Origin of the sequence: Serratia marcescens (genome assembly GCF_029846115.1) — a bacterium.
Lineage (GTDB): Bacteria > Pseudomonadota > Gammaproteobacteria > Enterobacterales > Enterobacteriaceae > Serratia > Serratia marcescens_L.
In genome coordinates this window covers 290991-303443 of the sequence record NZ_JARVZZ010000001.1, presented here as the reverse complement: position 1 = coordinate 303443, position 12453 = coordinate 290991, and the positions used below count along the sequence as shown (strand labels likewise).

Annotated in this window: 13 protein-coding genes; 3 read left to right on the top strand and 10 right to left on the bottom strand. The window is 60.8% G+C overall.

The annotated features are described in order from the left end of the window. Positions 1-134 precede the first annotated feature (134 nt). From mzrA to QDT79_RS01365, 5 genes are all read right to left on the bottom strand, one after another. A complete protein-coding gene (mzrA, locus tag QDT79_RS01385) occupies positions 135-509 on the bottom strand; it encodes an EnvZ/OmpR regulon moderator MzrA (RefSeq protein ID WP_074181139.1) in 375 nt (124 codons plus the stop codon). Continuing rightward, entirely contained in the window at positions 506-1186 is a 681-nt protein-coding gene (locus QDT79_RS01380; RefSeq protein WP_063988619.1) for a DedA family protein, read from the bottom strand. Before QDT79_RS01380 ends, mzrA begins: the two co-directional genes overlap by 4 nt. Before the next feature lie 136 nt (positions 1187-1322). Continuing rightward, positions 1323-1769 (bottom strand): hypothetical protein, encoded by a 447-nt coding sequence (locus QDT79_RS01375; protein ID WP_308316138.1) that lies wholly within the window; start codon positions 1767-1769, stop codon positions 1323-1325. Between the two features lie 186 nt (positions 1770-1955). After that, a complete protein-coding gene (exuR, locus tag QDT79_RS01370; protein ID WP_033636102.1) occupies positions 1956-2732 on the bottom strand; it encodes a transcriptional regulator ExuR in 777 nt (258 codons plus the stop codon). Between the two features lie 119 nt (positions 2733-2851). Then, positions 2852-4150 (bottom strand): MFS transporter, encoded by a 1299-nt coding sequence (locus tag QDT79_RS01365; protein ID WP_107227076.1) that lies wholly within the window; start codon positions 4148-4150, stop codon positions 2852-2854. A 77-nt stretch (positions 4151-4227) separates the two neighbouring features. Between QDT79_RS01365 and QDT79_RS01360 the strand changes: the two genes are divergently transcribed. The 3 genes from QDT79_RS01360 to QDT79_RS01350 are packed head-to-tail and all read left to right on the top strand — an operon-like array spanning position 4228 to position 7371. After that, on the top strand, positions 4228-4395 hold the full coding sequence (locus tag QDT79_RS01360) for a hypothetical protein (protein WP_154805948.1): 168 nt from the start codon (positions 4228-4230) through the stop codon (positions 4393-4395). A 55-nt stretch (positions 4396-4450) separates the two neighbouring features. Beyond that, the gene (uxaC, locus tag QDT79_RS01355) at positions 4451-5863 is read left to right on the top strand and encodes a glucuronate isomerase (protein ID WP_063988622.1); all 1413 of its coding nucleotides are present in this window, start codon (positions 4451-4453) and stop codon (positions 5861-5863) included. 20 nt (positions 5864-5883) lie between these two features. Next, a complete protein-coding gene (locus tag QDT79_RS01350; protein ID WP_149559059.1) occupies positions 5884-7371 on the top strand; it encodes a UxaA family hydrolase in 1488 nt (495 codons plus the stop codon). Positions 7372-7424: 53 nt separating this feature from the next. Here the strand turns inward: QDT79_RS01350 and sstT are convergent, their stop codons facing one another. The 5 genes from sstT to QDT79_RS01325 all read right to left on the bottom strand — a co-directional run bounded on the left by sstT (position 7425) and on the right by QDT79_RS01325 (position 12414). Further along, entirely contained in the window at positions 7425-8660 is a 1236-nt protein-coding gene (gene sstT, locus QDT79_RS01345) for a serine/threonine transporter SstT (RefSeq protein ID WP_063988624.1), read from the bottom strand. Between the two features lie 262 nt (positions 8661-8922). Then, positions 8923-9891: a TerC family protein gene (locus QDT79_RS01340; protein WP_063988625.1), complete on the bottom strand. Its 969-nt coding sequence runs from the start codon at positions 9889-9891 to the stop codon at positions 8923-8925. A gap of 252 nt (positions 9892-10143) precedes the next feature. Then, the gene (locus QDT79_RS01335; RefSeq protein ID WP_308316137.1) at positions 10144-10875 is read right to left on the bottom strand and encodes a glutamine amidotransferase; all 732 of its coding nucleotides are present in this window, start codon (positions 10873-10875) and stop codon (positions 10144-10146) included. A gap of 1 nt (position 10876) precedes the next feature. Then, positions 10877-11857: a Gfo/Idh/MocA family protein gene (locus QDT79_RS01330; RefSeq protein WP_308316136.1), complete on the bottom strand. Its 981-nt coding sequence runs from the start codon at positions 11855-11857 to the stop codon at positions 10877-10879. 50 nt (positions 11858-11907) lie between these two features. Further along, complete coding sequence (locus QDT79_RS01325) at positions 11908-12414, bottom strand: M48 metallopeptidase family protein (protein WP_004937154.1); 507 nt, start codon at positions 12412-12414, stop codon at positions 11908-11910. Positions 12415-12453: the final 39 nt, after the last annotated feature.

The following is a 12453-nucleotide window of genomic DNA, read 5'->3' as shown; positions in this document are numbered from 1 at the left end:
CATAGTCATGAAACCGGCGGGCCCCCAAAGAATCAGCCGTGACTCAGTGCTGACTGATTAATTCTTGAGCTAATCGGTGCGAATGAAAATGAAGATAATGGCAATGAAAGGAAACCCCTTCATATGAAGGGGGATTATCCCAGATTGAGTGGGGAACGCGCAAATTCGCGTACCCAATGCGACGGCACGGGGGACTCGCTCAATGCGATGTGGTAACCGGGCGGCAAAATGGTTTGCAACGCTTCGCGCGCCAGCAATTGCTGCTCCGGCGAGTCCAGACGGATGACCAGGCCATCACCTTCCGGCGTAATGCTTTTGATGCGGATGCCGCGCTCATCCAGGCGCTGGTAGACGTAAAAACCGTCGGGCAGCGACAGCCCTTGCTGGCTGGCGCGAATGCGCAGCTCGCTCTCGGTGCGCACCATGCAGGGCACCAGCAGCGTCGCCAACGCCAGCAGGGCGAGCGCGATCAGCAAGACGTATTGCCAGCGCGGGCGCTTTGCTGTCACGCCCCTTTCCCCGGGTTCTGGCTGCTGGCGCGTTTCTTGCGCCACAGCACGATCAGCGAGCCGACCAGCCCGACCACCAGCAACACCAGCGGCAACATCATCAGGCAGAACATCAGCTGATCTTCATACTTGCGGAACACCGGGGTTTTCCCCAGCGCGAAGCCCAACGTTGTCAGGATCAAGACCCACAGCAGGCCGCTCATCCAGTTGAAAAACTGGAAGCGCGCGTTGCTCAGGCCGGACAGCCCGGCGATGGTCGGCAGCAGGGTGCGCACGAAGGCCAGGAAGCGGCCGACCAGCAGAGCGGAAAGCCCGTGGCGGTGGAACAGGTTGTGAGCGCGTTGATGGTAGTGGGCCGGCAGGTGCGAAAGCCAGCCTTGCACCGTTCGCGTATTGCCGAGCCATCGGCCCTGTATATAGCTGACCCAGCACCCCAGGCTGGCGGCGACGGTCAGGATAACGATGGTCAGCGGGAAACCCATGGTGCCTTTGGCGATCAGCACGCCGACCAGGATCAGCAGGCTGTCGCCCGGCAGGAAAGCGGCCGGCAGCAGGCCGTTCTCCAAAAACAGGATCATGAACAGCAGGATGTAGAGGGTCCACACCAACGAAGGGTTCGCCAGCGTCTCAAAATCCTGCTGCCACAAGGCATGTATCAGTTCTTTAATGATGTCCATCCGGTGTTCCTAAAACGTCATTGTTTATTTTTATCTCAGCGGCGGAACGGGCGTGGGCTGAAAGCGCGCGGCGATCCTGAATGCTGATAACGATGAAACGGCGTTGCTTTAAGGTTTCTTAGCGGTGCGACACCGGTCATAGGTGGTAAGTCAGCGTGCCACGGTACTGCATGTTACTTTCTTTCCAGCCGGCCTGCCGACTCTGTTGCCTGGAGGCGTCCAGCATCCAGTCGACCTGGGCAAGCCGGTTGGGCGCCGGACTGTCCTGGCGGGGGAAGCGAATTCGGTAGCCCGGCTCTGCAGCCAGGGTATAGACCGGCGCCGGCAGGGAGGATACGAGCAGCGAACCGGGGAAAGAGTGCGCTCTGGGCAGCAGCAGCAGCAACTTACCGGGGGCTTTGCGGCGCGCTTCGGCCGGCGCCCGATACACATGATCATAGGGGGAAAGCGCCGGCTCCGCCAGCGGTGACAGGCTGCTCAGCGCGCTGGGGGTGGGCTTGGGTGACGCCACGCATAGCTGTTGGCCGGAGACCGAACCGGTCCAGCAGAAAACAGCAATCAGCATGGCAAACAACCAGCGCATTTATTCGCGTCCCGCCCCCGCAGCAATGGGTAAAAAAGTGGGCTAACTCTACCAAAATAGCACGATTGGCAACAGGGAAATCTACGTTGCCGACGGTGAAATAGTACACGGCAAACGGCGGTTCCGGCATCGATTCAGCGGATTTTACATTACCTGACATAAGCCGACGGTTTTTGACCGCCGTGGCTATTTCGGTTCGTGGCTCACGCCATCCAGATGCACCACCGGATTCTCGGCGAACAGGTAGCGGTCGGCGTTGTATTCGAAATCGTCGCTGGTAGCGTTGAACAGCATCTGCTTGGTGTTTTCCAGATGCTGCCACATCGCCAGTTTGGCGGCGTAGGGATCTTTGCGCATCAGCGCCTTGAGGATCTGATCGTGATCGTCGCACCAGCTGGCGATCGAGCGTTCGTCGATATGCTCGTGCAGTTTTTTCCAGTAAGGGTTGTTGACCCGCTGTACCCACATTTTTTCCACGATGGTGGCCATGGCTGTGTTCTGGGTGGCCAGCGCCACCTGTACGTGGAACTTCAGATCCCACTGCGAGTCGCGGAAGCGATCCTCTTTGCGGGCGTGCTCCTGGATCTCCATCAACTGCACGATATCTTGTTTGGTCACCTGGGTGGCGGCGAATTCGGCGATGTTGCTTTCGATCAGCTGGCGCGCCTGCAGCAGCTCAAACGGGCCGGCGGTGGCGAACTCGATGCTGTCGCCCGGTACCACCAGGTGTTTTTGCTGGTTGGACACCACGTGGATCCCGGATCCCTTGCGCACGTCCACATAGCCTTCCACTTCCAGCATGATGATCGCTTCGCGCACCACGGTGCGGCTGACATTCATCTCTTCGGCGATGTATCGCTCGGCCGGCAGCTTGTCGCCCACCGGGTAGCGGCCGCTTTCGATGCGTTGCTTAAGCTCGGCGGCCAGTTGCTGATACAGGCGTCTGGTTTCAGTGAATTCCATAGTGAATGCTCTATACGGTGCGGTGGGAAGGGGCGCGTAGCCATCGGATTTGTTATACCACTTATTCGGCACCGCTGCCAGAGGAGCAGGAGGCCCGGCGCGGCGGCCGGGCGACGGGATCAGCTGCGCGCCGGGGTCGGTTGCAGCGCGGCGGGTTGCGGTTCGGCGGCCGGGCGGTTTTGCAGCACCGTCCAGATGACGATGGCACCGAGAATGTCGAAGACCGACAGCGCGGCGAACAGCGGGCTGAAGCCGAGGGTGTCTGCCAGGGCGCCGACCACCAGGGCGAACAGCGTGCTGGCGGTCCAGGCCGCCATGCCGGTCAGGCCGTTGGCGGTCGCCACTTCATTGCGGCCGAACACGTCGGAAGAGAGGGTGATCAGCGCGCCGGACAGCGCCTGATGGGCGAAGCCGCCAACGCACAGCAGCGCAATAGCCGCATAAGGGCTGGTGAACAGGCCGATCATGCCGGGGCCGATCATCAACACCGCCCCCATCGTCACCACCAGCTTGCGCGAGACGATCAGATTGACCTTGAAATACTTCTGGAACAGCGGCGGCAGGTAGCCGCCGACGATGCAGCCGAGATCGGCGAACAGCATCGGCATCCAGGCGAACATGGCGATCTCTTTCAGGTTAAAACCGTAGGCCTTGAACATGAACAGCGGGATCCAGGCGTTGAAGGTGCCCCAGGCCGGTTCCGCCAGAAAGCGCGGCAGCGCGATGCCCCAAAACTGGCGGTTGCGCACGATCTGCCAGGCGGACATCTTTTTGGCGTTAGAGGTCTGGTGCTGCGCTTCCTGCCCTTCGAGGATGTAACGTCGCTCTTCCTGGCTCAGTTTCTTCTGATCTTTCGGGTGCTTGTAGAACAACAGCCAGCAGATGGCCCAGATCAGGCTCAGTACGCCGGTGATGATGAACGCCATCTCCCAGCTGTGCGCCACGATGGCCCACACCACCAGCGGCGGGGCGATCATGCCGCCGATCGACGAACCGACGTTGAAATAGCCGACGGCGATCGAACGCTCTTTGGCCGGAAACCACTCGCTGCTGGCCTTCAGCCCGGCGGGGATCATCGCCGCTTCGGCCATGCCGACCGCGCCGCGCGCCAGCGCCAGGCCGCCCCAACTGTTGGCCAGCGCGGTACCCATGCAGAACAGCGCCCACAGAATGGCGAACATGGCGTAACCGACCTTGGTGCCCAGCACGTCCAGCACATAACCTGCCACCGGCTGCATCACGGTATAGCAGGCGGAATAGGCGGCAACGATATAAGAATACTGTTGGGTGGTGATGTGCAGCGTATCTTCCAGCGTCGGCGCCGCCACGGCGATGGCGTTGCGGGTCAGGTAGCCCAGCACGGTGCCGACGGTCACCAGCCCGATCATGTACCAGCGTAACCCTTTAATTTTACGCATCCGAAATGTCTCCCCGTTTGAAGGTATGGCCGTCGATGCGGCTGGCGAGACAATAACCTGTCATACAAGTTTAAAAGTTGAGTGATATCACAAAAGGAATTATTCGCCTGAGCGATACTGTCGCCGGTGAAATAGGGCGTTTATGCCACACGCATGCCGTAAAAATGAGCGAAAAAGGGATTAAAGGACAGCAAAATGACAGATGGCGGGAAAAATTTGCTGGACGCTCGCTAAAATTGGTGTGATAACTTTTGTGATTCGATCCCTGTGCCGCACGGCAAGTAAGGTAAGGAGCCCGAGATGGCGACGTTTTTGAGCGAAGATTTCCTGCTGGACAGCGAATTTGCCCGGCGTTTGTATCACGACTACGCGGCGCACCAGCCGATTTTCGATTACCACTGCCATTTGCCGCCGCAACAGATTGCGGAGAATACCCGCTTCAGCAATCTGTACGATATCTGGCTGCGGGGGGATCACTACAAATGGCGGGCGATGCGCACCAACGGTGTGGCGGAGCGGCTGTGTACCGGCGATGCGGGCGATCGCGAGAAATTCGACGCCTGGGCCGCCACGGTGCCGCACACCATCGGCAACCCGCTCTATCACTGGACGCACCTGGAGCTGCGCCGGCCGTTCGGCATCACGGGAACACTGCTGTCGCCGGCCACGGCGGATGAGATCTGGCAGCGCGGCAATGCGCTATTGGCGCAGGATGAGTTTCGCGCGCGCGGCATCATGCGGCAGATGAACGTGAAAATGGTCGGCACTACCGACGATCCGATCGACGATCTGCGCCATCATCGGGCGATCGCCGACGATCACAGCTTCGATATCAAGGTGTTGCCGAGCTGGCGGCCAGACAAGGCCTTCACCATCGAAGCGCCCGGTTTCAACGACTATCTGCGGCAGCTGGAGGCGGCGGCGGACACCGCGATCGGCCGCTTCAGCACGCTGTGCGACGCCCTGTACAAAAGGATGGATCACTTCGCCGCCCACGGTTGTAAGGTGGCCGATCATGCGCTGGACGTGGTGGTGTTCGGCGAGGCCGATGAAGTGACGTTGGATGCGATCCTGCTGCGTCGCCTGAACGGCGAGCTGCCGACGCCGGAACAGAGCGCGCAGTTCAAAAGCGCGGTGCTGCTGTTCCTGGCCGGCGAATACCGGCGCCGCGGCTGGGTGCAGCAATATCACATCGGCGCGCTGCGCAATAACAACAGCCGCATGTTGGCCGCCGTCGGGCCGGATATCGGCTTCGACTCGATCAACGATCGGCCGCTGGCGGAGCCGCTGTCGCGGCTGCTGGATGCCCAGGCGCGGCAGGGCGGCCTGCCGAAAACCATTCTTTATTGCCTCAACCCGCGCGATAACGAAGTGATCGGCACCATGATCGGCAATTTCCAGGGGGAAGGCACGCCGGGCAAGATGCAGTTCGGCTCCGGCTGGTGGTTCAACGATCAGAAGGACGGCATGCAGCGCCAAATGACGCAGCTGGCGCAGCTCGGGCTGCTGAGCCGCTTCGTCGGCATGCTGACCGACAGTCGCAGCTTCCTGTCGTACACGCGCCATGAGTACTTCCGTCGCATCCTTTGCCAGATGATCGGCCGCTGGGTGACGGACGGCGAAGCGCCGGCGGATATCGCGCTGCTGGGCGGGATGGTGAAAAACATCTGCTTCGACAACGCCAAAGACTATTTCGCCATTGACCTGGCGTAGCCGTTATCCGGGACCGGTTTATGCAAAGTACGATAAAGATTCACGAACAGGATAACGTGGCGGTGGCGCTGCGCGACCTGGCCGCTGGAGAAACGGTTGAGCTGGCAGGCGTCGCCGTTCCGCTGGTACAGCCGGTGGCGCGCGGGCACAAGTTTGCACTCGGCCCGATCGCAAAGGGCGAGGACATCATCAAATATGGCCAGCCGATCGGCCATGCGCTCGCGGCTATCGGCCCTGGGGAGCATATCCATTCGCAAAACGCCAAAACCAACCTGAGCGATCTGGACAGCTACCGTTACCAGCCGCAGTTCCCGGCGTTGCCGCCGCAGGCGGCGGATCGCGAGGTGCAGCTGTACCGCCGGGCCGGCGGCGACGTGGGGATCCGCAACGAGCTGTGGATCGTGCCGACCGTCGGCTGCGTCAACGGCATCGCCCGCCAGATCCAGCAGCGCTTTTTGCAGCAAACGCAGGCGGAGGGGATCGACGGCGTGCATCTGTTCAGCCATCCGTTCGGCTGCTCGCAGCTGGGGCAGGATCATGCCAACACCCGCATCATGCTGCAGAACATGGCGCGCCATCCCAACGCCGGCGCGGTGCTGGTGATCGGGCTGGGGTGCGAGAACAATCAGGTGGATGCCTTCCGCGCCACGCTGGGGATGGTGGACGAGCGGCGGCTGCGCTTTATGGTGTGCCAACAGCAGGACGACGAGGTGGAGGCCGGGCTGGCGCTGCTGCACGAGCTGTACCGGGAGATGCGCCACGATCGCCGCGAGCCGGGCCGCCTGAGCGAGCTGAAGTTCGGCCTGGAGTGTGGCGGTTCGGACGGATTGTCGGGTATCACCGCCAACCCGCTGCTAGGGCGCTTTTCCGACTATGTGATCGCCAATGGCGGCACCACGGTGCTGACCGAAGTGCCTGAGATGTTCGGCGCCGAGCGCATTTTGATGAGCCGCTGCCGCGATGGGGAGACCTTCGGCAAAACCGTCGACATGATCAACGATTTCAAACGCTATTTCATCGCCCATCAACAGCCGATATACGAGAATCCGTCGCCGGGCAACAAGGCCGGCGGCATTACCACGCTGGAGGAGAAATCGCTCGGCTGCACCCAAAAAGCGGGCCTGAGCCAGGTGGTGGACGTGCTGAAATACGGCGAGCGGCTGCGCGTGCCGGGGTTGAATTTGCTCAGCGCGCCGGGCAACGATGCGGTGGCGACCAGCGCGCTGGCCGGCGCCGGCTGCCATATGGTGCTGTTCAGCACCGGGCGCGGCACGCCGTACGGCGGCTTTGTGCCGACGGTGAAGCTGGCGACCAACAGCGAGCTGGCGGCGAAGAAACCGCACTGGATCGATTTCGACGCCGGCGGCCTGATCCACGGCGTGGCGATGGAGACCTTGCTCGGCCGCTTCGTCGATCTGATCGTCGAGATCGCCAACGGCCGCCCGGCGCGCAATGAAGCCAACGACTTCCGCGAGCTGGCGATCTTTAAAAGCGGGGTAACGCTATAAGGCTGACAAAAAAGGCGCTCGAAAGAGCGCCTTTTCGATGCCGACAGGTGGGATTAACGCACCTTCAGCGGGTCTTCGTTCGCCAGCCGTTGATCTTCCGCCTGGCAGGCCGCGGCGGTGAACAGCACGTCGGTGGAGGAGTTAAGGGCGGTTTCCGCCGAATCCTGCAGCACGCCGATGATAAAGCCCACGGCCACTACCTGCATCGCCACGTCGTTCGGAATGCCGAACATGTTGCACGCCAGCGGGATCAGCAGCAGCGAGCCGCCGGCCACGCCGGAGGCGCCGCAGGCGCAGAGGGCGGCCACCACGCTCAGCAGCAGGGCGGTCGGGACGTCCACCGCGATGCCCAGCGTGTTCACCGCCGCCAGCGTCAGCACGGTGATGGTGATCGCCGCGCCGGCCATGTTGATGGTAGCGCCCAGCGGGATGGAAACCGAGTAGGTGTCCTCATTCAGGTTCAGCTTCTTGCACAGCTCCATGTTCACCGGGATGTTGGCGGCCGAGCTGCGGGTGAAGAAGGCGGTCACACCGCTTTCGCGCAGGCAGGCGAACACCAACGGATACGGATTGCGGCGGATTTTCCAGTAAACGATCAGCGGGTTGAGCACCAGCGCCACCAGCAGCATGCAGCCGATCAGCACCATCAGCAGCTGGGCGTAGCCCCACAGCACGCCGAAGCCGGTTTCCGCCAGCGTGGAGGCCACCAGGCCGAAGATGCCGAGCGGCGCACAGCGGATCACCGCGCGTACCACCAGCGTGACTGCATGGGACATGTCGTTGATCAGCCCCTTGGTGGTTTCGGAAGCGTGGCGCAGCGCCAGCCCCAGCCCGACGGCCCAGGCCAGAATACCGATGTAGTTGGCGTTAATCAGCGCATGGAACGGGTTGGCCACCACGCTCATCAACAGACCCTTCATCACCTCCACAATGCCGCCCGGCGGGGTAATGTCCGTCGCGCCGGTGGTCAGCGCCAGCGTAGAAGGGAAGATAAAGCTGACGACGACCGCCACCAGCGCGGCGGCAAAGGTACCCAGCAGGTAGAGGAACAGGATCGGGCGAATGTTGGTCTTCTGCCCCTGTTTATGGTTGGCGATCGAGGCCATCACCAGAATCAGCACCAGCACCGGCGCCACGGCTTTCAGCGCGCCGACGAACAGGATGCCGAGCAGGCCGACGGCCGCAGCGGCTGCCGGCGAAACCAGCGCCACCAGAATGCCGGCCACCAGGCCGACCATGATTTGTTTGACCAGGCTACCCTGCATGATCCTTTGTAATAGTTTTTGCATAGTGCTTTCTTCCTGATGTTATCTGGCCGCCGCGGCGGGAACGACGCCGGGTAGCTTTATATGATTCTGTAACTAAGTGTGTTTGCCGAATCAGTATTCAGCAATCGAATGATGTTGGAAAGAGGCGAGGGTGAAATTCTGAGCGCGGATCAACACTTGATAACATACTGGTTACATTTGTGTGATCGCAATAACGTTTGGCGTTTTGGGGGAATTGCCAAACAATCGCGGGGCGACTAGCGCCCCGGATAACAGATTGTGGTTATTTCTTCGCCAGGCGATCGTTGCGGCGATTGACCCAGGCGTTGATCAGCAAGGTAAGCGTCAGGATGCCCGCCACCACGCCGAGCGACACGCCGATCGGGATGTGGAAGAAGTCGATAATCAACATCTTGATGCCGATAAACACCAGGATCACCGACAGGCCGTATTTCAGCATCGAGAAACGCTCCGCCACGTTGGCCAGCAGGAAGTACATGGCGCGCAGGCCCATGATGGCGAACAGGTTGGAGGTTAGGACAATGAACGGGTCAGTGGTCACGGCGAAGATCGCCGGGATGCTGTCTACCGCGAAGATCACATCGCTCAGTTCGACCAGGATCAGCACCAGCACCAGCGGGGTGGCGAACAGGATGCCGTTGCGGCGCACGAAGAAGCGCTCGCCTTCCAGGCTGTCGGTCATGCGCAGCCGGCTGCGCAGCCATTTCACCAGCGGCTTGTCGCCGATCGCCGAGTCATCTTCCTTCGCCAGCGCCATCTTGATACCGGTGAACAGCAGGAAAGCGCCGAACAGATACAGCAGCCACTGGAACTGGCTGACCAACCAACTGCCGGCGAAGATCATGATGGTACGCAGCACGATCGCCCCCAGCACGCCGTAGATCAGCACCCGCCGCTGCAGGTTGGCCGGCACGGCGAAGTAGCTGAACAGCATCAGCCAGACGAACACGTTATCCACCGCCAGCGCTTTTTCGATCAGGTAGCCGGTCAGGAAAGCCAGCGCCTGGGTATCGGCGACGGCGCGCCCGGCGGTTTCATTCAGGTAGTACCAAAAACCGAAATTGAACAGCAGGGAGAGGCTGACCCACACCAGCGACCAGCTGGCGGCCTGCTTCAGGGTCATGGTGTGCGCGCCTTTACGGCCCTGCAACAGGAGGTCGATTGCGAGCATCACGACTATGACGGCGGCGAAGCTGCCCCATAACCACGGTGTGCCAACGGAATTCATCATCAGAGGTATCCTTCAAAAACAAAAACGGCCAACGTCGGAAGACGCCAGCCGCTTTGTGAACGCTGCAAGCAAACCTCGCCTTCCGGCAAGGTCTCACTTACAACGTTGATGAAGGTGGTTACACCTTTGACATCAGGTTGCCCGGTAACCGGATGCTTGCGCATCGTAATGACGATTGACCGGCAATGAAGTTACTCCCCTTTGCACAGCAGAAAGTAATGCAAAATGTGTCGGCGGTCAACGTGAATCGCGTTAGCCGGCCATCGCTTTTTGCGCGCCCAGGCTGACGACGAATCCCTGCAGCAGCAGACGGCTGAACGGCGTGTCGCTAACCTGTTGTTGTTGCTGTTGATAGCGGGCTTGCTGCTCGGGATGCAGTTCGCCGAGCCACTGCAGATACTGGCTCATCACCGCGCCGTTGAATTCCGGGTGGAACTGGGTGGTCAGGGCGTGATCGCCATAGCGCAGGATCTGGTGCGCGTCCTGCTGCGAACGCGCCAGCGTCTGCGCGCCGGCAGGCGGCGTCAGCACGCTCTGCGAATGGATAAGGTTGGCCTTGAAACGCGGCGGCAGCAGGGTGAGCCGCCGGTCTTCGGCTGCGGCGGGCAGCAGTTCGATCTCCAGCGTACCCACCTCCATGCCCTGCGGGTGGTAGCCCACTTCGCCGCCGAGCGCGTAGGCCAGCAACTGGTGGCCGTAGCAGACGCCGAACAGCGGCAGTTTGATCGCCATCGCCTGACGCAGCCATTCGGCGGCTTCCTCGCTCCACGGCAGCTGTTCGGTCACCATCGCCGGCGATCCGGTGATGATCACGCCGCAATAGGCGGCCGGCGGCAACAGCCGTTCGCCGGCGGGCAGATGCACGATGTGCGCGCGTTCGGCATCGATGTTGCCCTGTTGCAGGAACATACCTTCAAAGTTGGCCAGTTCCTGGCGAATGGCCTGCGGCGCGTCGCCGGTTTGCATCACGAGCAGCGGTTTCATTTCATTCTCCGTCGGCGGGGAAGACGACGCCGGTCTGGCGGCGGATGTCGGTCAGCAGGCGGGCGACGATCAGCGAATTCTCCAGCCCCGGATGTTCCACCTGGTGCTTCTCAACCAACTCGGCGAAGGCCAGCGCTTCATACAGCATGGTGTTGATGTGCTGCGGTTGGCTCAGATCTTGGCGGTTGCCGCCGCGCGGCGTCAGCGCCACGCCCTGACACTCGGAAATCTTGTCGATAATCAGCGTGCCTTCCTCTCCCTGGATCTCGCTGGGGATCGCCGAGTCGCTGACCTTGGAATGGGAAAGCGTGACGTCGAAATCGCCGTAGTTCAGGCAGACGGTGCCGTGGGCGTCCACGCCGGTCTCCAGCAGCGTGGCGCTGGCGAGCACCGACTGCGGCGCGCCGAACAGTGCCACTGCACTGGCCAGGCAGTAGTAACCGATATCCATGATCGAGCCGTTGGAGAACTGCGGGTTAAAGGTGTTGGGATTCTCGCCGGCGAGATAGCGCGGATAGCGCGAAGAGTATTGGCAATAGTTGATGAAGGCTTTGCGCAGCCGGCCGACTTTCGGCAATGCCTGCTGCAGCGCCAGGAAATTCGGCAAGTAGGCGCTTTTGAACGCTTCGAACAGCACCACCTGATTTTCCCGCGCGCAGGCTACCAGTTGTTCCGCTTCGCGCTGGTTGGAGGCCAGCGGTTTTTCGCAGATCACGTGCTTGTTATGGCGCAGGAACAGCAGCGATTGCGGGCAGTGCAGGGAATTGGGGCTGGCGATATACACCGCGTCTATAGCATCGGACTGGGCCATTGCCTCGAGTGAGTCGAAAAACTGCGTGACCTGATAGTTGGCGCCAAATGCCTGCGCCTGTTCCAGCGAGCGTGAATATACGGCGCTCAGCGTGAGTTTGCCGCTTTCATGGGCGGCATCGATAAAACGTTCCGTAATCCAGTTGGTGCCGACAACGGCAAAGCGAATCATGGCGAGCTCCGGTCCAGGCTTAAAACCGCAGATTATCACGCCCTCACTCGCTATGCATACAGCTCGCCGAACAGCGAAAGGTGCGTCAGATACAGCCGGGTATCGAACTCCAACTGGTGGTAATCCGGCTCCATATGACAGCACAGGCTGTAGAACGCCTTGTTGTGATCTTTCTCTTTCAGGTGCGCCAGCTCATGCACCACGATCATGCGTAGGAACGGTTCGGGTGCGACTTTAAACACCGTCGCCACGCGGATTTCTGCTTTGGCCTTCAGCTTGCCGCCCTGCACGCGTGAGATAGCGGTATGCAGGCCGAGTGCGTGCTTCATGACGTGGATCTTGCTGTCGTAGGCCACCTTGCTCAGCGGCTGAGCGTTGCGCAGATACTGGTTTTTCAGATCGACGGTAAACTGATACAGCGACTTGTCGGTGGTGCAGTCGTGCACCTGCGGATAGCGCTGCAGCAGCACGTCCCCCAGCCGATTCTGATGGATCAGTTGTTGCACCTGGCTTTGCAGATGCGTTGGGTAGCCTTGCAGGTAGGTCAATTCAGACATTCTTGTTCCGTATCAACGGCCATTCAGTCGGTCATTCTA

Bases quoted from the DNA above. Each gene is read 5' to 3' on its own strand.
- QDT79_RS01380 (WP_063988619.1), bottom strand. From the start codon at position 1,186: ATGGACATCATTAAAGAACTGATACATGCCTTGTGGCAGCAGGATTTT.
- QDT79_RS01375 (WP_308316138.1), bottom strand. From the start codon at position 1,769: ATGCGCTGGTTGTTTGCCATGCTGATTGCTGTTTTCTGCTGGACCGGT.
- exuR (WP_033636102.1), bottom strand. From the start codon at position 2,732: ATGGAATTCACTGAAACCAGACGCCTGTATCAGCAACTGGCCGCCGAG.
- QDT79_RS01365 (WP_107227076.1), bottom strand. From the start codon at position 4,150: ATGCGTAAAATTAAAGGGTTACGCTGGTACATGATCGGGCTGGTGACC.
- uxaC (WP_063988622.1), top strand. From the start codon at position 4,451: ATGGCGACGTTTTTGAGCGAAGATTTCCTGCTGGACAGCGAATTTGCC.
- QDT79_RS01350 (WP_149559059.1), top strand. From the start codon at position 5,884: ATGCAAAGTACGATAAAGATTCACGAACAGGATAACGTGGCGGTGGCG.
- sstT (WP_063988624.1), bottom strand. From the start codon at position 8,660: ATGCAAAAACTATTACAAAGGATCATGCAGGGTAGCCTGGTCAAACAA.
- QDT79_RS01340 (WP_063988625.1), bottom strand. From the start codon at position 9,891: ATGATGAATTCCGTTGGCACACCGTGGTTATGGGGCAGCTTCGCCGCC.
- QDT79_RS01335 (WP_308316137.1), bottom strand. From the start codon at position 10,875: ATGAAACCGCTGCTCGTGATGCAAACCGGCGACGCGCCGCAGGCCATT.
- QDT79_RS01330 (WP_308316136.1), bottom strand. From the start codon at position 11,857: ATGATTCGCTTTGCCGTTGTCGGCACCAACTGGATTACGGAACGTTTT.
- QDT79_RS01325 (WP_004937154.1), bottom strand. From the start codon at position 12,414: ATGTCTGAATTGACCTACCTGCAAGGCTACCCAACGCATCTGCAAAGC.